An 18,221-nucleotide genomic window follows, 5' to 3' on the forward strand; every position below is an offset into this window, starting at 1 on the left:
GGAAGCGGGCTAGGAGGGGGCCAGGCGGGCGACGCAGCCGCTCAGGTGGTCGTCGACAAGGCCGCACGCCTGCATGAGCGCGTACGCCGTCGTCGGTCCGATGAAGCGCAGCCCGCGCTTCTTGAGGGCCTTGGCCAGCGCGGTGGACTCGTCCGTCACGGCCGGGACGTCGGCGATCGTGCGTGGAGCGGGCCGCACCGCCGGGTCGGGGGCGTACGACCAGATCAGCGTGTCCAGCTCGCCGGGGGACCAGCCGGCGAGCACGCGCGCGTTGGCGAGGGTCGCCTCGATCTTGGCTCGGTTGCGGATGATCCCGGCGTCGGCGAGGAGGCGCTCCTCGTCGGCGTCGGTGAACTCCGCGACGGAAGCGATCTTGAAGCCGTCGAAGGCGAGGCGGAAGCCCTCGCGCCGGCGCAGAATGGTGATCCAGGACAGGCCCGACTGGAAGGCCTCCAGGCAGAGACGTTCGAAGAGCGCGTCGTCGCCGTGGACGGGGCGGCCCCACTCCTCGTCGTGGTACGTGACGTAGTCGTCCGTGGACAGGCCCCAGGGGCAGCGCAGCTTCCCGTCAGGGCCGGGTGCGACGCCGCCGGTCACCGCTCGGGCTCCTCGCCGGGCTTGGTGAACAGGTCGCCCCTGCCCACAGCCGTGGCCTGCGCGCCGGCCAGCGCCGACTCCAGTTCGGCGATGCGCGCGTCCCGCTCGGCGAGCTCGGCGCCGAGGCGGCCGAGCACATCGTCCACGTCAGCCATCCGGTAGCCGCGGGGCGCGACCGGCAGCCGCAGTGCCTCGACGTCCGCACGGCCGACCGGGCGGGTGGCCGGCAGCGGGTCGACCAGCTGCTCGGGCGCCACCTCGGGCAGGGCCGCGCTGTCGCCGCCGCCGACCACGGCGAGGGTGACCGCGGCGACGACCACGACCATCGCGATCAGCAAGAACAAGAACACGAGCGAGCCTCTCCCCAAGCGGAAACTGTCCGGTGCTGATCGTGCCACGGGACTCTGACAGTTAGGGTCGCAGGCGAACGACCTGAGGAGGAAACAGCGGATGCTGCGGCTGGGACGGCGCGAATTCGACGCGCACGAGCCGGTGATCATGGCGATCGTCAACCGTACGCCTGACTCCTTCTACGACCAGGGCGCGACCTTCCACGACGAGCCGGCCCTCGCCCGCGTCGAGCAGGCGGTGTCAGAGGGTGCTGCCATCATCGACATCGGTGGGGTGAAGGCCGGTCCCGGGGAGGAAGTGACGGCCGAGGAGGAGGCACGTCGGACGGTCGGCTTCGTGGCGGAGGTGCGCAGGCGCCACCCGGACGTGGTGATCAGCGTCGACACCTGGCGGCACGACGTGGGCGAGGCGGTCTGCGAGGCGGGCGCGGATCTGCTCAATGACGCGTGGGGCGGGGTGGACCCGAAGCTGGCGGAGGTCGCCGCGCGGTACGGCACGGGCCTGGTGTGCACGCACGCGGGCGGCACGGAGCCGAGGACACGGCCGCACCGGATCGCGTACGACGACGTGGTGGCGGACATTTTGCGGGTGACGCTCTCGCTGGCGGAACGAGCGGTGGAGCTGGGGGTCCGGCGGGACGGGATCATGATCGACCCGGGTCATGACTTCGGGAAGAACACGCGCCATTCGCTGGAGGCGACGCGTCGCCTCGGGGAGCTGACGGCGACGGGCTGGCCGGTGCTGGTCTCACTGTCGAACAAGGACTTCGTCGGCGAGACACTCGACAAGCCGGTGAAGGAACGCGTGATCGGGACGCTGGCGACGACGGCGGTGTCGGCATGGCTGGGGGCGCAGGTGTATCGCGTGCACGAGGTGGCGGAGACGAAGCAGGTGCTGGACATGGTGTCGACGATCGCGGGGCACCGGGGACCGGCGGTGGCGCGGCGGGGGTTGGCGTAGCGGCAGGGCGATGCGGGTTCGGATACAGCCCCCACCCCGCCCCTTCCCGAACCGGGGCTCCGCCCCAGACCCCGTACGCCCTTCGGGCGTTGTCCTCAAACGCCGGACGGGCTTGAGTTTCCGCCCGTCCGGCCGAAACTCAAGCCCCGCCGGAGATTGCTTGGGTTCTAGCGGTCGTCGCAACGCCTCAGCTCAGGGGATGCGATGGACTTCGAGATCCGTGGGGATCGCAAGCCGCAGGGGCCCAGGAAGCTCCGTGGTGAGCGGGCGGAATACTTCCGGCTCATGCAACAGGGCTACAGCAACAAAGAAGCATCCCGGCTTGTCGGCGTGCATGAGCGGACCGGTCGCGAGTGGCGTCATGGCCGGACGGATCCGCAGAGGCTTCGGGCGCCCGCTCACATCGAGCGGGCGCCCGTTGCCGCACCGTCCCGGTACTTGAGCGAGACCGAGCGCATCCACATCGCCGACCGCTTGCGGGAGAAGGCCACCGTCCGGGCGATCGCCGCCGAACTGGGCCGCAGCCCGTCCACCGTCAGCCGGGAGATCCACCGCAACCGCAGTCCCGGCCGAGGCAGCCAGTGGCACTACCGCCCACACGCCGCCCAGGCCCGCGCGGATGCCCGCCGGCCCCGCCCCAAGCCCGGCAAGATCGGTCGGAACACCGCACTGCGGGACTTCATCCAGGACGGCCTGGACCTGAAGTGGAGCCCGGAACAGATCTGCGAGAGTCTGCGCCGGACCTTCCCCGACCAGCCGGAGATGCACGTGGTGCACGAGACGATCTACCAGGCCCTGTACGTTCAGGGCCGCGGAGAACTGCGCCGCGAGCTGGCCCGGGCCCTTCGCTCGGGCCGCGCCCGCCGCCGCCCGCAGCGCCAGGCGGCCTGTCGTCAGCCGCGCTTCACGCATCCGATGGTCATGATCAGCGAACGCCCGGCAGAGGCGGAGGACCGGGCGGTGCCCGGCCACTGGGAAGGGGACCTGATCATCGGGATGGACAACCGCTCAGCGATCGGCACCCTCGTCGAACGGGCGACCCGCTACGTGATGCTGGTGCACCTGCCTGACGGCCGCAGCGCAGCGCACATGCGCGACGCGCTGGTGGAGACCGTGAAGACCCTGCCGTCGCATCTGACACGCTCGCTGACCTGGGACCAGGGATCGGAGATGGCCGCCCACCATGCCTTCAGCGTCGCCACCGACATCCCGGTCTACTTCTGCGACCCCGCCAGTCCCTGGCAGCGCGGCTCGAACGAGAACACAAACGGCCTGCTGCGGCAGTACTTCCCCAAGGGAACCGACCTGTCCGTCCACACCCGCGAGCAACTGGCCGCTGTCGCCGCCGAACTCAACGGCCGCCCACGCAAAACGCTCGGCTGGGAAACCCCAGCCGAGCGCCTGCATAAACTGCTCGCCGCCTGACACAACCGATCACGTGTTGCGACGATCCCTAGAAACCGCCTTGAGGCGCGGGGTTCGGGGCGGAGCCCCGGGGGGTCAGTGGCCCGTCTCCTTCGTCACCATCGCCACCGCCTCCTCCACGTCGTCGGTGACATGGAAGAGCAGCAGGTCGTGCTCCGACGCCTTCCCTTGCGCCACCACCGTGTTCCGGAGCCAGTCCACCAGTCCGCTCCAGTACTCCGTACCGAACAGCACGATCGGGAAGCGCGTGACCTTCCGGGTCTGGACCAGCGTCAGCGCCTCGAACAGCTCGTCCAGCGTGCCCAGTCCGCCCGGCAGCACCACGAAGCCCTGCGCGTACTTCACGAACATCGTCTTGCGGACGAAGAAATAGCGGAAGTTCACGCCGATGTCGACATGCGGGTTGAGGCCCTGCTCGAAGGGGAGCTCGATGCCCAGGCCGACCGAGATGCCCTCCGCCTCCCGCGCCCCCTTGTTCGCCGCCTCCATCGCGCCCGGGCCGCCCCCTGTGATCACCGCGAAGCCCGCGTCGACCAGTGCCTTGCCGATGCGGACGCCCGTTTCGTACTCGGGGGTCCCGGGCCCCGTGCGGGCGGAGCCGAAGACGCTGATCGCGCTGGGCAGTTCGGCCAGCGCGCCGAAGCCCTCCACGAACTCCGACTGGATGCGCATGACCCGCCAGGGGTCTGTGTGCACCCACTCGGAATCGCCCTCGGTGTCCAGCAGCCGCTGGTCGGTGGTGCCGGGCTGCACCTGGTCCCTACGGCGCAGCACCGGTCCCAGTCGCTGCTCCTCCAGCGCCCGCAAACCCTCGGGGTTGCCCATGACCTGCTCCCTCCGGCCGAACATTGTTGCTTTGAGTCAGGGTAGGTCGGTGAACGTTACGACATGTGAAATCGGGGTTGTCAGACGGTGAGCCAGTCCCGGAGACGTCCCTCGCAGTGCGTGATCTTGTCGACCGCGACATGCTCGTCCCGCTTGTGGGCGAAGAGCGCGTCACCGGGCCCGTAGTTCACCGCGGGCACGCCCAGCGCGCTGAAGCGTGAGACGTCCGTCCAGCCGAACTTGGGCTGCGCCGTGCCGCCGACCGCCGCCATGAACGCGGCCGCCGCCGGGTGCGAGAGCCCGGGCAGCGCCCCGCCGGTGTGGTCGTCCACCACAAACTCCGCCACCCCGCAGTCCGCGAAGACCTCGTGGACGTGCGCCAGGGCCTCCTCCTCGCTGCGGTCGGGCGCGTAGCGGTAGTTGACTACCACGGTGCACTCGTCGGGGATGACGTTGTTGGCCACTCCGGCCTCGATCCGTACGGCGTTGAGCCCCTCCCGGTACTCAAGCCCGTCGATCACCGGCCGTCGCGGCTCGTACGCGGCGAGCTTGGCCAGGATCGGCGCCGCGGCGTGAATGGCGTTGGACCCCATCCAGCTGCGCGCGGAGTGTGCCCGCTCCCCCGTCGTACGGAGAAAGACCCGCAGCGTGCCCTGGCAGCCGCCCTCGACCTGGGCGTCGGACGGCTCGAGGAGGACCGCGAAGTCGCCCTTCAGCCAGTCGGCATGGGCTTCGGCCACATGTCCCAGACCGTTGAGGTGTGCGGCGACCTCTTCGTTGTCGTAGAAGACGAATGTGAGGTCGCGGTTGGGCTCGGGGACGGTCGCGGCGATGCGCAGCTGGAGCGCGACGCCCGACTTCATGTCGCTCGTGCCGCAGCCCCACAGCACGCCGTTCTCGTCCAGCCGGGAGGGCACGTTGTCGGCGATCGGAACCGTGTCGATGTGCCCGGCCAGGATGACCCGCTCGGCGCGCCCCAGGTTCGTACGGGCCACGACGTTGTTGCCGTGCCGGTCGACGGTGAGATGCGGCAGGGCGCGCAGCGCCTGCTCGATCGCGTCGGCGAGGGGTTTCTCCTCGCCGCTGACCGACCGGAAGTCGACCAGCCGGGCGGTGAGCGCCGGAGCATCAAGAGTGAGGTCAAGCACGGTGTCGGGCATGGCTCCGACCTTAACGCGGGCTCCAGTACCGTGGGCAGCGTGTCCGAGACCGCCTCCCCCGTCCGGCGCGGCCGCCTCCTGCGTATCGCGGCCGCGGTCGCCGTGCTGCTGGCTCTCATCAGCTATGTCGTGGTGCAGTACGTCACCGGCGGCGGCGCCCCTCGCTGCACCGTCCGTACGGCCGAGGGCGAGGGCCCCACGTACGAACTCAGCACCGAGCAGGCCGCGAACGCCGCGACGATCTCCGCGGTCGGCACCACCCGCGGCCTGCCGGAGCGCGCGGTCACCATCGCGCTCGCCACGGCCCTCCAGGAATCGGGGCTGCGCAACATCAACCACGGCGACCGGGACTCGCTCGGCCTGTTCCAGCAGCGTCCCTCCAAGGGTTGGGGCACGACCCGGCAGATCCTCGACCCGGTCTACGCCGCCGGGAAGTTCTACGAGCGTCTCGCCGAGGTCCCGGGCTACTCGCGGCTGCCGCTGACCGTCGCGGCGCAGCGCGTCCAGCGCAGCGGTTTCCCGCAGGCGTACGCGAAGCACGAGCCGGACGCGACGCTGCTGGCCGCCGCCCTGACCGGCCGTGCGACCGGGGCTCTGACCTGCGAATCGGGCAAGGGTGAGGAGCCGGGCGATCCGGCGAAGGTGCGCGAGGAGCTGGTGCGGGCGTTCGGCCCCGAGGTGCTGCCGGGGGCGAGGACCTCGGGCAGGGCGGGAGCGCCAGGACCGCGGGAGGTGGCCGTACCGGTGCCGTCGACGGTCGGGACGGACAGCGGCGGAGCCTCACAGCGCGGCTGGGAGCTCGCTCACTGGGCGGTGGCGCGAGCGGAAGGGCTGCGCATCGAGGAGATCTCGTACGGGGGCCGGGTGTGGAGCGCGAGCGAGTCCGACGAGGGCTGGCGTTCCACGGGCGCCGCGTCGGGTTCCGCGCCGGTTTCCGAGGCGGCCGACGTCCGAATTCGCATCGCACAGTAATCCGGGCGCTCCCTCGTAGGAGGCGCTTCAGTCACGTCCGGACGAGAAGCCGGATGGCCATTGGCACGCGTTGCTCGTGATCCATCAAACCCCTTGCACACAAAGGGAAGTGACGGTTCAGCAGACCCCTGCACAATGGAATGTTTGTCCATTTTTATCCAGGGCTGATAATGCGACGCATTACCAACTCTTTACCTTGGTGCACCGCAACTTCCCCCGCCCTTCCAGCGGTTGTCAGTGCGTACGAACCAACGTCCTTCTCGTCTCAAGGAGCATCATGTCCCTCCCCCTGACCCGTCGGATCGCCCGTGCCGCGCTGCTCATCGCGGCGGGTGCAGCCCCCGTGGTCGGTGCGGCCGGCTCCGCAAGCGCCGTGGAACTTCCCCAGAGCCCGCACGGCGGCCTGACCGCCCTCGACACGGACAGCCTCGGCAACACCGTCGACGGTGCCGCGCAGAAGGCCACCGGCACCGCGGGCGACACCGGCGCCGAAGCGGTCAAGAAGACCGTCCCGGCCGCGGGCAAGACCGTCGGCAAGACCGGCAAGTCGGCGCCCGGCACCGCCAAGGAGGCCGCCGGTGACACCGCGGGCAACGCCGCCGACGTCGTCGGCGAGACCGCCGGCACTGCCACTGAGTCGCTCGGCGGCGAGACTGCCGGCACCGCGACCCAGTCGCTCGGCGGCCTGCCCGTCGGCAGCGGTCTGCCCACCGAGCAGCTGCCGGTGAAGTCCCCGCTCTAGCCCGCGGAGATACGCCCAGATCCGCCCAGATACGCCGAGATCGGCAGAGGCAGGCGGAGATACGGCTGAGGGGCCCCGGGAGCGCGAACTCCCGGGGCCCCTCTCTGCGGTTCTCCGCGGTTCTCCGCGGTTCTCTGGGTTGTTCTGCGCTGCCCTGTCGCCGTCAGCCCAGGCGCCTGACCGCGGCCTCGACGCGTTCGTCTGTCGCGGTGAATGCCACCCGTACGAAACTCTCCCCGGCCGTTCCGTAAAAATCGCCGGGCGCCACCAGAATGCCGAGCTCCGCCAGGTGCGCGACCGTGTCCCAGCACGGCTCGTCGCGCGTCGCCCACAGATAGAGGCTGGCCTCGCTGTGCTCGATCCGGAAACCGTGCCCCTCCAGCGCCGTGCGCAGGGCGGTGCGCCGGGCGGAGTACCGCGCCCGCTGCTCCGTGACATGCGTGTCGTCGCCGAGCGCCGCGACGGTCGCGGCCTGTACCGGCGCGGGGGTCATCATCCCGCCGTGCTTGCGGATCTGGAGCAGCTCGCCCAGCACGGCCTCGTCACCGGCGATGAACGCGGCGCGGTAGCCGGCCAGGTTGGAACGCTTGGACAGGGAGTGGACGGCGACGACGCCTTCGTACGTACCGCCGCAGACATCCGGGTGCAGGACCGAGACCGGCTCCGCCTCCCAGCCGAGCTCCAGGTAGCACTCGTCGCTGAAGACCAGCACGCCGTGCTCGCGCGCCCACGCGACGATGCGGATCAGCTCGTCCTTGGCCAGCACCCGGCCGGTGGGGTTGGAGGGCGAGTTGAGCCAGAGCAGCTTCAGACCGGCGGGGTCGAGGTCCGTTGGGTCGTCGTAGACGACTGCCTCCGCGCGGGCCAGGCGCGCGCCGACCTCGTACGTCGGGTAGGCGAGCCGAGGGTAGGCGACCTTGTCGCCCGGGCCGAGACCGAGCTGGGTCGGCAGCCAGGCCACCAGCTCCTTGGAGCCGACGACCGGCAGGACGTTCGTGTGCGCCACATCGACGGCGCCGAGCCGCCGCTCCACCCATGCGGTGAGCGCGTTCCGCAGCTCGGCCGTCCCCCACACCGTCGGATAGCCGGGAGAGTCGGCTGCCGCGACGAGGGCCTTCTGGACCAGCTCGGGGACGGGGTCGACGGGCGTGCCGACGGAGAGGTCCACGATGCCGTCCGGGTGGGCCGCCGCCGTCGCCTTGTAAGGCTCGAGCTTGTCCCAGGGGAAGACGGGAAGGCGCGAAGAGACTGCGGGCACTGGCTTCTCTTTCTCGTACGTCAGGCAAAGACCTCGGTCCCGTACGGACGACGAACCGTACGGGACCGGGAGCGGCACTGCTACGGGCCGTTTACTGCAGGAACTACTGGTTCTGCGGCGGCAGTGCAGCAATGAAGGGGTGGTCGCGCTCGATCAGGCCGAGCTTGGAAGCACCACCGGGCGAACCGAGCTCGTCGAAGAACTCGACGTTCGCCTTGTAGTAGTCCTTCCACTCCTCCGGGGTGTCGTCCTCGTAGAAGATCGCCTCAACCGGGCAGACCGGCTCACAAGCACCACAGTCGACGCATTCGTCCGGGTGGATGTACAAGGACCTGGAGCCCTCGTAGATGCAGTCGACGGGGCACTCCTCGATGCACGCCTTGTCCTTGACGTCGACACAAGGCTGCGCGATGACGTAGGTCACGCTGTCGTTCCTCCTCGGTAGGGCTGGCATTGCGCGGGAGCGCGGCGTCGTCGATGCCCGCCCCTAGTATCTCCGTTCCTGGCCACGATCCGAACAGGAGGGGCTCGCAGACCTGTGGAATTCACCGGCGGCGGACGGCTCGAGGTCCGCATTACACCTGCTGACGTGGGCAAACGTGTATCAGTCAGGCGCCTGACCGGCTCCGGCGGGGCGCCCGCGAAGTTCACCGACACGGTCGGCGTTCTCACATCCTGGAACGAAGGTGTGCTGCTGATCACACGCCGGACCGGTGAGAGCATCCGCATTCCGGAATCGGCGCTGGTCGCGGGCAAGGTGGTGCCCGCCGCGCCGGCTCGGCGACGGGGGCCTGCGGCCGATTTCCTGGAGCTCGCGAGGGTGACCGCACGCGCCTGGCAGCCGGTGGAGAGCGAGCGGCTCGGCGAGTGGGAGCTGCGGGCGTCGTCCGGGTTCACCCGGAGGGCCAACTCGGTGCTGCCGCTCGGAGACCCGGGGATGCCGCTCGACGAGGCGCTGGCCAGGGTGCGTACGTGGTACGAGGACCGGGGCCTGCCCGCGTATGTGCAGACCGCGACCGGGGCGGCGGGCACGCAGGAGGAGCTCTGCGCGGAGCTCGAGGCGCGCGGCTGGCGCCGCGAGGTCTCGGCGGAGGTGCGGATCGGGGCGCTGGCCCCGATCGGCGACCTGGACGTGGATGTGGAGCGGGTGCGGCTCGCGCGCTCCGTCGACGAGGCCTGGCTACAGCGCTACCAGCGGTCCGGTGTGCCCGGGCCACATGTGCTGAAGGTATTGGGGAGCGGCCCCTCTGTGTGGTTCGCATCCGTACCCGGAGGCATAGGCGGTCCACCTGCGGCGATCGGGCGGTGTGTGGTCGACGGCCGCTGGGCGGGTTTCATGGCGGTGGAGGTGGACCCGACGTACCGGCGCCAGGGCCTCGCGACCTCGGTGATGACCGCGCTCGCCCGGCGCGTGCTCGAGGAGGGCGCTTCGGCGGCCTGGCTGCAAGTGGAGTCCGACAACGACGGGGCGCGTGCGCTGTACGACGGAATGGGTTTTGCGACCCACCACCGCTACCACCACTTCCGATCTGCGTAAGCGGGTACGAATCGCGTATGCACGACGAATCCCCCGACCCGCCCGCCGACGGGCCTGCCGACCGGCGGCGGCTGTTCGCCGAGGAGGCCCGCTCCGGGCGGCCCGACCTCGCGATGCTGTGCCTGCTCGTAGGCGCGGAGGCGGACCCCTCCATGGACGAGGCGGCCCTGGACGCGGCCCAGATCGAACTGGACCGCCTCGCCGGCCTGCTCCCCTTCGGTCTGACCGGCCCCGGCGAGTGGGCATCCGCCCTGGCCGAGCTCCTCGGCGGCCGCTGCGACTTCAGAGGTACACCCGGCGACTACCAGCGCCTTGAGTCCTCCTTGCTCCACGAAGTCCTGCGGCGCCGCCGGGGCCTGCCGATCCTCCTCTCGGTGGTCTGGATCGAGGTGGCACGCCGCGCGGGAGCGCCGGTGTACGGAGTCGCCCTGCCCGGCCACTTCGTGGTCGGCTTCGGCGACCCCCACGAGCAGGTCCTCGTGGACCCCTTCGCGGGCGGCCGCCTCCTGACGGGCCCGGACGCGGAACTGCTGGTCGCGGGCGCCACGGGCGCGCCGCTCGACCCGTCGATGCTGACCCCGGCGGACCCGCTCGACGTGGTGGTGCGCATCCTGAACAACATCCGCGCCTGGGCGGCGACCCGCCCGGAGCAGTCGGACGTCGCTCTGTGGGCTGTCGACCTGTCCCTGCTGCTGCCCTCCCATCCGGCGCGCCTGCGCTACGAACGGGCCCAACTGCTCGTACAGCGCGGGGAGTTCGCGATGGGGGCGGCGGAGCTGGACGCGTACGCGGATGTGGTGGCGGCGGTGGACCAGACCGCGGCGGACGCGATCAAGGGGCGGGCGCGGGCGGCGCGGGCGATGCTGAACTGAGTCCCGGTGGCGTGGCGGTCGATGTCGGCGAGCCACGCGGCGGCCTCGGCACGCTGCCGATAGCCCACGGCGGCGTTGCGGGCCAGGCGCATGAGCAGCTCCGCGCCGCGTTCGTCGCCGAGTTTGGCCAGGAAGCCGGCGGCCCTCAGACGCTGCTTGTCCGTCAAGTCGGTGTCGCGGGCCAGGGCCGCCAGCAGGTCCGCGCCACGCCCGTCGCCGAGAATCGTGAGTCTGACGGCGGCCGGGGCCCCGCAGGCGCCGGTGAGGTACGGGGCACGAGCGAGTTCGGCCAGGGCGTCCGAGCCGCGGCTGTCGCCCAGCAGCAGCAGCGTTTCGGCCGCCCGCACGCGGTCATCCACCGCAATCGCGGACGCCGCACGCCACATGACCCGGTCGATATCGGTAGCCGGGTCGTCCTTGGTGCCCAGTGTCTGCGCCACCTTGGCCAGCCACCGCTCGGTGTGGCTGACGCGGCACAGCCTTGCGAGGGTGTCGGCGGCGGCGCAGGTGACGGACGGCGGCAGCGCGGTTCCCAGATGGTGCTGGACGACCAGGAACCTGCACCCGTCCAGTCCGTCCCGGGTTGCCAGGACCTCCAGTTCTGTGCCCACCACGGTGGCGTCGTGCTCCCCGTCGTCCAGCAGGAAGCTGTAGTAGGACGCCTCCTCCTCACCGGGCGGGTCCCAGAACCGGCGCCCCCATCCCCGCGCGCCGACGTGCGGGACGGGGGGGCCACGGCCAGTGCCGGTACCACCGCTTCACCAGCAGGCGGTCCAACTCCTGTGCGCGGGCATGCGGGCTTGCGTGGCGGGCAGCGCAGTACTCCAGCAGCGTCTGGTGGAGGAAGACGAACTCGCCCGCCCGGACAGTCAGCAGTCCGCTGCGGAGCAGGCTCACCGTCCTCGCCGTCATCGGCCGTGGCCAGGACGGCGGCCGGCGACGGTCCGGGACCGGCGGCGTGGAAGATCCACGCCGCCGGCAGGTCCCAACGGGAATGCCCCCCGGGAAGGGGGCTGCTACTCGGACAGGTCGTTCGTCGCCTCAGCGAGAGTGTCCAGGATCGGCTGCCCGTACTTCGCCAGCTTGTTCTCGCCGACCCCGTTCACCGTGCCGAGCTCCGCCAGGGTCGATGGAGAGGTGACCGCGATCTCGCGGAGCGTCGCGTCGTGGAAGACGACGTACGCGGGCACGCCCTGCTCTTTCGCGGTGGCGGCCCGCCAAGCGCGGAGCGCCTCGAAGACGGGCATGGCCTCTTCGGGCAGGTCGACAGGGGCTCGCTTCTTGGACGCCTTCTCGGTCCGCGCCGCCGCTTTCTTCTCGGGCTCGCGCCGCAGCGAGACGGCGCGCCGCCCGCCCAGCACCTCACCACTCGTCTCGGTGAGTACGAGCGTCCCGTAGTCGCCCTCGACGGCGACGAGCCCTTGCGCCAGCAACTGCCGTACGACACCGCGCCATTCAGCCTCGCGCAGCTCCGTACCGATACCGAAGACACTCAGCGCATCGTGGTCGAACTGGATGACCTTGGCCGTCTTCCGGCCCAGCAGGATGTCCGTGACCTGGCCCGCGCCGAACTTCTGGCCGCGTTCGCGCTTGAGCCGGACGACGGTCGACAGGAGCTTCTGGGCGGCGACGGTGCCGTCCCAGGACTCCGGGGGCGTCAGGCATGAATCGCAGTTGCCGCACGGGCTGCTCTCCTGCCCGAAGTAGGCGAGGAGCTGCACGCGCCGGCATTCGGCCGTCTCGCACAGCGCGAGCATGGCGTCGACGTGCGCGGAGAGCCGTCGCCGATGTGCTTCGTCCCCCTCCGAGCCCTCGATCATCTTCCGCTGCTGCACAACGTCCTGCAGCCCGTACGCCAGCCAGGCCGTGGACGGCAGCCCGTCGCGCCCGGCCCGCCCGGTCTCCTGGTAGTACCCCTCCACGGACTTGGGCAGGTCGAGATGGCAGACGAAGCGCACATCGGGCTTGTCGATCCCCATGCCGAAGGCGATGGTCGCCACCATCACCAGCCCGTCCTCCCGCAGAAAGCGCGCCTGATGCTCGGCTCTCGTACGGGCATCGAGCCCAGCGTGATAGGGCAGCGCCTCTATCCCGTTCTTCACCAGGAACTCGGCGGTCTTCTCCACAGAAGCCCGGGACAGGCAGTAGACAATCCCCGCATCGCCGCCGTGCTCGGCACGCAGGAGCGCAAGCAGCTGCCGCTTCGGGTCGTCCTTCGACACAATCCGGTACTGAATATTCGGCCGGTCGAAGCTGGCCACGAAGTGCCTGGCATCCTGCAGCTTCAGCCGGGACGCGATCTCGGCATGGGTGGCCTCGGTGGCGGTAGCGGTCAGCGCGATCCGCGGCACATCGGGCCAGCGCTCGTGCAGCGCGGACAGAGCAAGGTAGTCGGGCCGGAAGTCGTGCCCCCACTGGGCCACGCAGTGCGCCTCGTCGATGGCGAACAGCGAGATGGTGCCGCGCTCCAGCAACCGCACTGTCGACTCGACGCGCAGCCGCTCCGGCGCGAGATAGAGCAGATCCAGCTCCCCGGCCAGAAACTCGGACTCCACGAGCCGCCGCTCGTCGAAATCCTGCGTGGAGTTGAGAAACCCCGCCCGCACCCCGAGCGCCCTCAGCGCGTCAACCTGGTCCTGCATGAGCGCGATGAGCGGCGAAACGACAACACCCACGCCCTTCCGCACGAGCGCGGGGATCTGGTAACAGAGCGATTTGCCGCCACCGGTCGGCATGAGCACGAGCGCGTCACCACCTGCGACGACATGCTCGATGATCTCCTGCTGGCTCCCCCGGAAGGAGCCATAACCGAAGACGCGATGCAGCACCTGCAGCGCGTCACTCGCCTCGGGCGGGGTGTCGAGGTCCGGAGCGGTCATCCGGCGATTCTATGAGGATCACGGGCCGAGGTCCGGCCGATGGGCAGACCCGTGGCCAACCGCAGCAGCCGGGCGACGGTCGGACACGAACGGGGTACGACGACATGCGGTCTGCGGTCCGGGGCGGTCTGCTGGCGAAGGGGGCGCCGAGCAGAGCCGAACAGAAGTGAGGGTTCCCGATGGCTGTTGTGCTGTCACTGCGCTGGGCAGGTGTCACGCCCGAGCAGTACGACACGGTGCGCACGGCAGTGCGCTGGGAGGAGCAGGCGCCGGACGGCGCCGTCCTGCATGTGGCCTGGTTCGAGCCCGGCACTCTGCTCGTGATCGACGTGTGGAACTCACAAGACGACTTCGAGCGCTTCTTCGCGGAGCGGCTCGCCCCCGCGGTTGTGGAAGCCGGCATCACCGGTGAGCCCGAGCCCCGGTTCTTCCCGCTTCACCGGCGCTTCGTAGCCCCCGGCGTGAGCGGCGCCGCCTGACGCCTGCCCGGCGCACGGCCGTACCGCGAGCGTGCGGGCGGGGCGGCAGGCCACCCGGGATGTGGCAGAGCCCCCGCTCGGGCAGGGGCTCTGATCAGCGACGGCGGCGGTCGGCCGCTAGCTCGGGTTGAGCTCGATCGTGGCGGTGCGCTCGGCCGGCGTCTTGCCGCGCAGGGCCGTCCCCATCGCCTGGGCCACGTCGTCCGCGGAGAGCTGGTGCTTCTTGCCGTCGCCCTTGGTGATCAGGACGCCCTCGAACACGCCGTCCAGCAGATCGTTGATCGCCTTCTTGTCGTAGACCTCGACCAGCCTGCCGTCGATCGCCTTCATGGAAAGGATCTTCGGCAGCGACTTGGCCGGGCCGAACTGGATCTGCTTGCCGCCCGCCTTGATCGTGACCAGGTCGGACATCGCGGGCTTCGCGAACTCCTTCATCGCCCGGTCGAGCTCGGCCTGGCTGACGGTCGGCTCGCGGGTGGCGACGGGCAGTTCGACGATGTTGGGCCTGCCGGTCTCGACCTGGGCGCGGTAGGCGTCCTTGACCGAGATCATGGAGCGGCCGACGTCCAGTGCCTGGCCCGCCTTGCCCGGTATGGCGACAGCCTTGCCGGGCTCGAACTTGATCGTGCCCTCGGTGGCCGATCCCGAGACGCCCGCGAGGTCGGTGAGCGCGACGCCCAGCTTCTCCTCGTCGACCAGGATCACCGGTTCGGAGACGCGCTCGGCGCCGAAGAGGGAGCCGATCACCGAGACGGGGTTGTAGTCGCTGCCCGCGGCCTTCCGGACGGTCTCCTGGCTGTCCAGGGAGAGTCCGGCCTTGTCCGGGGCGAGCTGCTCCTTCTTGCCGCCGACCGTGAGCTGAAGGGGCTTGGCGGCGCGCTTGCCGAGAGCGGCGTCGAGCTTGCCGACCGCGTCCTCCTTGGTGCCGCCGCCGATGTCGATACCGAGAACCGTGGTGCTCTTCGGTACGTCGGAGTGGTTCATCAGCAGTCCCGCGCCGTACGCGACGCCGAGCAGGCCGACTACTCCGGCGCCGGCGAGCACCAGCTTGGAGCGGCCCTTCTTGGCGGGCGCGGAGCGGGGCGCGGGGGCGGGGGCGGGCCTGGCCGCGGCGGGGCGGGGGGCGGGCACCACGGGGCCGCCGGGGCCACCGCCCGGGCCGCCAGGGAACTCCGGTGCGGAGAAGTCGCCCTCGTCCTGCGGGCCGGGGAACTGCAAGAGGGGGTTCGGTCCGGTGCCGGGGCCGTGCTGCGGAGCGCCGAGCGGCGGGAAGGGCGAAGGCGTGCGGTGCTCCGGGGGCACGACGGGGATGCCGCTGGTGAGCGTGTCACCGGAGACATGGCCGGCGGTGGGATCGGGCGCCGGGCCGGCGGGCTTCTGCGGGGTCAGCACGGCGGTGTCGTCGGACATCCGGGGCACGCCGGAGCCAGGCCCCTGACCAGGAACACCGGGAACACCGGGAGCACCGGGACCGCCGAGGCCCGGACCCGCGGGACCCTGCCCGGGACCGGCGGGGCCGCCCAGGCCGTGCCCAGGCGCACCGGGACCACCCGGACCGCCCTGGGCGCCCGGACGCGGGCGGATCGGCATGCTGCCGGTCGACGGGCCCGCCGTCGGCCCGGCGGGCGGCCGTGCACCCAGCGGAGGCGTTTCGTTCCCGGGAGCGAATGCGTTCGTACCGGATGCCGCGCTGTCGGCGTTCGCCGCCAGGTCGTTCAGCGAGCTGCCGGAGCGGGGCGCACCCGGTCCGCCCTGAGCCGGGCCGGACTGCGGACTGTCCGAGAAGTACGGGTGACCGGCCCCGGGACCACCGCGGTTCGCGGCCCCCGGACCCGAAGCCGGCGCCGGTGCGGAAGGACCGGCCGGCGCGGCCGAAGCCGACAGACCCGCCCCATTCGTGCCGGAATTCGTGCCGGACGACTTGCGCGGCGCGAACCAGTCGCTCGTCGGCGCCTTCTCCTCGGACTGCGGCTCCGCCGCCGCGGCGTCCTGCGCCACGTCCGGCCGCGGAGTGCTGCCCGTACGCTCGCTGTCCCGGCCGCCCGAAGACGCGCCCGAAGACCCGCCCAGGGTGCCGCCCGCCGAAGCCGCGGAGGCGTCAGCCTCACTCATCGGCGTACGCATGACGACCGGCGGGATCGGCCGCGAACCCGGGATGTTGATCCGGATGCGGGTGGTCAGCGTGGTCTCGGTCCTGGGCTCGTCCGGCTGCGGCTCGGGAGCCGCGCCGGCCTCGTCCGGAGCGTCCTGCGTGGGATGCAGCGACGGATACTGGCGGGATCCGTACGGCGGTGTTCCCGAGGGGTACGCGGCTCCACCGCGCCCCTGGGGGCCGGAGGACGAACTGTCAGTTTCACGACTCAAAGCAGGTTCTCCCGGTTGGCTTCGCCGCCCGTTTCTTACTGGATAGCTACTGCTGCGGGCGGCTCGGCGGCGCGCACCACCATACTGGCCGCCGAAGACAGACGCCCCGGGACTGTGGGAAGCGACATTCCGCCGACCGTACGGGCATGGTCAGTTCAGTGGCTTCCCACCCCTAGGGGCGACCCACCATAGGGCCCGCCCCACCTGCTGCCTACCAGGGGGTCCCACAGGCCCCTACTTGCCAAGTCGGCCGGGCCCGCCGCCCGGTTGCGCCGGCCGCGGCATGGTGGCGCACATCACAGCCACCGCCATCCCGCCGAGCATGTAGACCAGCGGCCCGATCCCGGCGGAGAACGCCCCGTCGCCCTCGGGACGTCCGATGCTCAGCACCACGACCGCCGCCAGCCAGCCGACGGCGGGCGCGACGACCCCGAGCTGCGTCTCGGTCGCCCGCAGCGAGCCGTAGAACAGCCCCACCGCGGCGAGCAGCGCGAGCACCAACCCGCCCGGGAACCAAGCGCCTTGGACCAGTGAGCCCGCGATGCCGACGAGGGCGCCGAGCACCGCGAGACCGAGGTAGGCGGCGATCCTCCCGGGCTTCGGCGACTGGGCGAGCCAGGAGCCGGGTACGTCGTGTCCGCTCATGGCGCAACTCCTGAAATGCCGCAACTCCCGCTCATGGTGCAACTCCTGTGAAGAGGTCGTGCTCACGCTTTCCGGGTGGCGCGCCCGGCTCGCCCCGCACCAACTGGTAGTACTCCGTCGGGAAGATCGGCTGCCCCAGATAGTTCGAGAGTGCGAAGAAGGGGCCGTCCACGGCGATTTGGGTGGCATGGGCGCGCATCGCCGCCGTCTTCCGCTCTGCGTACGCCGTACCGTCGATCTCCGTGCTGATCTCGGAGTCGTCCACCACGCCCGGAATGTCGTCGATCTCGGCGATGCCCGGGAAGTTCACTCCGCCGGCGGTGCGCAGCCGGGCGAAGCCCTCCTCGGCCACCGAGCGCGGCACCCGGTTCCAGTAGATCTTGGCGATGGTGTGCGGGTCGCCCAGGTCGCGCCGGAAGGCGCGCTCCGCGGCCAGCTCGGCGGCGCGCATCGCGACCCGGTGGGCCTGGATGTGGTCCGGATGTCCGTAGCCGCCGTCCGGGTCGTACGTCACGAGCACCTGGGGCTGTACGGAACGGATGATCTCGACGAGGTACGGGGCGGCGTCGTCCACGTCGGTGTTCCAGAACGCGTCCGTGCGGCGGTTCTGCGGGACGCCCATCATCCCGGAGTCCCGGAACCGGCCCGGGCCGCCGAGGAAGCGGTGATCGGTGACGCCCAGCTCCTTCATCGCGGCGGCCAGTTCTCCGGCGCGATGGGGCCCGAGACGGTCCTCCCGGTCGGACGCGAGGTGGGCGAGATCCGGCGGAATGACCTCGCCCTCCTCCCCGAGGGTGCAGGTCACCAGCGTGACCCGGGCGCCGGCGGCCACGTACAGGGCCATCGTCGCGCCGTTGTTGATCGACTCGTCGTCAGGGTGCGCGTGCACCAGGAGCAGACGACGGGCGGGAAGATCCTTCATGCGGACAGCCTACGAGGCCGGACCCGCCGCGCTAGAACTTGATGCCCCCGATCATCCCGGCCACATTGGTGGTCAGTTCGGTGATGGTGGGGGCGATGGACGAGCTTGCGAGATAGAACCCGAGCAACACGCAGACCGCCGCATGCCCACCTTTCAGCCCGGACTTCCGGACCAGCAGGAAGACGACGATCGCCAGCAGCACCACCGCCGAAATCGAGAGTGCCACGGCGGTT

At 70.8% G+C, this 18,221-nt stretch carries 19 protein-coding genes; 7 read left to right on the forward strand and 12 right to left on the reverse strand.

Annotated elements, in window-relative coordinates:
* Positions 1–9: 9 nt before the first annotated feature.
* Together QFZ67_RS13320 and QFZ67_RS13325 are read right to left on the reverse strand one after the other, a co-directional pair.
* Entirely contained in the window at positions 10–597 is a 588-nt protein-coding gene (locus QFZ67_RS13320) for a DNA-3-methyladenine glycosylase I (protein WP_307661300.1), read from the reverse strand.
* Positions 594–947 (reverse strand): DivIVA domain-containing protein, encoded by a 354-nt coding sequence (locus QFZ67_RS13325; RefSeq protein WP_307661301.1) that lies wholly within the window; start codon positions 945–947, stop codon positions 594–596. The genes QFZ67_RS13320 and QFZ67_RS13325 overlap by 4 nt, the downstream gene beginning before the upstream one ends.
* 100 nt (positions 948–1,047) lie before the next feature.
* Between QFZ67_RS13325 and folP the strand changes: the two genes are divergently transcribed.
* Complete coding sequence (gene folP, locus QFZ67_RS13330) at positions 1,048–1,908, forward strand: dihydropteroate synthase (protein ID WP_307661302.1); 861 nt, start codon at positions 1,048–1,050, stop codon at positions 1,906–1,908.
* A 285-nt stretch (positions 1,909–2,193) separates the two neighbouring features.
* Positions 2,194–3,333, forward strand: coding sequence for an IS30 family transposase (locus QFZ67_RS13335; protein WP_307665834.1), 1,140 nt, complete (start codon positions 2,194–2,196; stop codon positions 3,331–3,333).
* A 75-nt stretch (positions 3,334–3,408) separates the two neighbouring features.
* Here the strand turns inward: QFZ67_RS13335 and QFZ67_RS13340 are convergent, their stop codons facing one another.
* Positions 3,409–4,158 (reverse strand): TIGR00730 family Rossman fold protein, encoded by a 750-nt coding sequence (locus QFZ67_RS13340; RefSeq protein WP_307661303.1) that lies wholly within the window; start codon positions 4,156–4,158, stop codon positions 3,409–3,411.
* Between the two features lie 80 nt (positions 4,159–4,238).
* Complete coding sequence (gene dapE, locus QFZ67_RS13345) at positions 4,239–5,318, reverse strand: succinyl-diaminopimelate desuccinylase (RefSeq protein WP_307661304.1); 1,080 nt, start codon at positions 5,316–5,318, stop codon at positions 4,239–4,241.
* A gap of 39 nt (positions 5,319–5,357) precedes the next feature.
* On the opposite strand from dapE, the gene QFZ67_RS13350 reads away from it, so the two are divergent.
* Complete coding sequence (locus QFZ67_RS13350) at positions 5,358–6,290, forward strand: hypothetical protein (RefSeq protein ID WP_307661305.1); 933 nt, start codon at positions 5,358–5,360, stop codon at positions 6,288–6,290.
* Between the two features lie 277 nt (positions 6,291–6,567).
* Positions 6,568–7,032, forward strand: a complete 465-nt coding sequence (locus QFZ67_RS13355) for an ATP-binding protein (protein WP_307661306.1) — start codon at positions 6,568–6,570, stop codon at positions 7,030–7,032.
* A 163-nt stretch (positions 7,033–7,195) separates the two neighbouring features.
* On the opposite strand, the gene QFZ67_RS13360 is transcribed toward QFZ67_RS13355, so the two are convergent.
* The gene (locus tag QFZ67_RS13360; protein ID WP_307661307.1) at positions 7,196–8,290 is read right to left on the reverse strand and encodes a bifunctional succinyldiaminopimelate transaminase/glutamate-prephenate aminotransferase; all 1,095 of its coding nucleotides are present in this window, start codon (positions 8,288–8,290) and stop codon (positions 7,196–7,198) included.
* Between the two features lie 103 nt (positions 8,291–8,393).
* The gene (fdxA, locus tag QFZ67_RS13365; RefSeq protein WP_018089397.1) at positions 8,394–8,714 is read right to left on the reverse strand and encodes a ferredoxin; all 321 of its coding nucleotides are present in this window, start codon (positions 8,712–8,714) and stop codon (positions 8,394–8,396) included.
* A 114-nt stretch (positions 8,715–8,828) separates the two neighbouring features.
* Here fdxA and QFZ67_RS13370 point away from each other — a divergent pair, with 114 nt between their 5' ends.
* Together QFZ67_RS13370 and QFZ67_RS13375 are read left to right on the forward strand one after the other, a co-directional pair.
* Positions 8,829–9,827: a GNAT family N-acetyltransferase gene (locus tag QFZ67_RS13370; protein ID WP_307661308.1), complete on the forward strand. Its 999-nt coding sequence runs from the start codon at positions 8,829–8,831 to the stop codon at positions 9,825–9,827.
* 17 nt (positions 9,828–9,844) lie between these two features.
* A complete protein-coding gene (locus QFZ67_RS13375) occupies positions 9,845–10,699 on the forward strand; it encodes a transglutaminase-like domain-containing protein (protein ID WP_307661309.1) in 855 nt (284 codons plus the stop codon).
* Between the two features lie 669 nt (positions 10,700–11,368).
* On the opposite strand, the gene QFZ67_RS13380 is transcribed toward QFZ67_RS13375, so the two are convergent.
* Both QFZ67_RS13380 and recQ read right to left on the reverse strand, forming a co-directional pair.
* Positions 11,369–11,611, reverse strand: coding sequence for a hypothetical protein (locus QFZ67_RS13380; RefSeq protein ID WP_307661310.1), 243 nt, complete (start codon positions 11,609–11,611; stop codon positions 11,369–11,371).
* Positions 11,612–11,715: 104 nt separating this feature from the next.
* Positions 11,716–13,578, reverse strand: a complete 1,863-nt coding sequence (recQ, locus tag QFZ67_RS13385; RefSeq protein ID WP_307661311.1) for a DNA helicase RecQ — start codon at positions 13,576–13,578, stop codon at positions 11,716–11,718.
* A gap of 179 nt (positions 13,579–13,757) precedes the next feature.
* On the opposite strand from recQ, the gene QFZ67_RS13390 reads away from it, so the two are divergent.
* A complete protein-coding gene (locus QFZ67_RS13390; protein WP_307661312.1) occupies positions 13,758–14,057 on the forward strand; it encodes a hypothetical protein in 300 nt (99 codons plus the stop codon).
* A 117-nt stretch (positions 14,058–14,174) separates the two neighbouring features.
* Here QFZ67_RS13390 and QFZ67_RS13395 read toward each other — a convergent pair whose 3' ends face one another.
* The 4 genes from QFZ67_RS13395 to QFZ67_RS13410 all read right to left on the reverse strand — a co-directional run bounded on the left by QFZ67_RS13395 (position 14,175) and on the right by QFZ67_RS13410 (position 18,214).
* Positions 14,175–16,421 (reverse strand): hypothetical protein, encoded by a 2,247-nt coding sequence (locus tag QFZ67_RS13395; protein ID WP_307661313.1) that lies wholly within the window; start codon positions 16,419–16,421, stop codon positions 14,175–14,177.
* 234 nt (positions 16,422–16,655) lie between these two features.
* Complete coding sequence (locus QFZ67_RS13400; protein WP_307661314.1) at positions 16,656–17,066, reverse strand: DUF6113 family protein; 411 nt, start codon at positions 17,064–17,066, stop codon at positions 16,656–16,658.
* 31 nt (positions 17,067–17,097) lie between these two features.
* Positions 17,098–17,988, reverse strand: a complete 891-nt coding sequence (gene mshB / locus QFZ67_RS13405; RefSeq protein WP_307661315.1) for an N-acetyl-1-D-myo-inositol-2-amino-2-deoxy-alpha-D-glucopyranoside deacetylase — start codon at positions 17,986–17,988, stop codon at positions 17,098–17,100.
* Positions 17,989–18,019: 31 nt separating this feature from the next.
* Positions 18,020–18,214 carry a hypothetical protein gene (locus QFZ67_RS13410; protein ID WP_307661316.1) on the reverse strand — a complete coding sequence of 65 codons (195 nt, stop codon included), beginning with the start codon at positions 18,212–18,214 and terminating at the stop codon, positions 18,020–18,022.
* Positions 18,215–18,221: the final 7 nt, after the last annotated feature.

The sequence above is a fragment of the Streptomyces sp. V1I1 genome, from assembly GCF_030817355.1.
GTDB lineage: Bacteria > Actinomycetota > Actinomycetes > Streptomycetales > Streptomycetaceae > Streptomyces.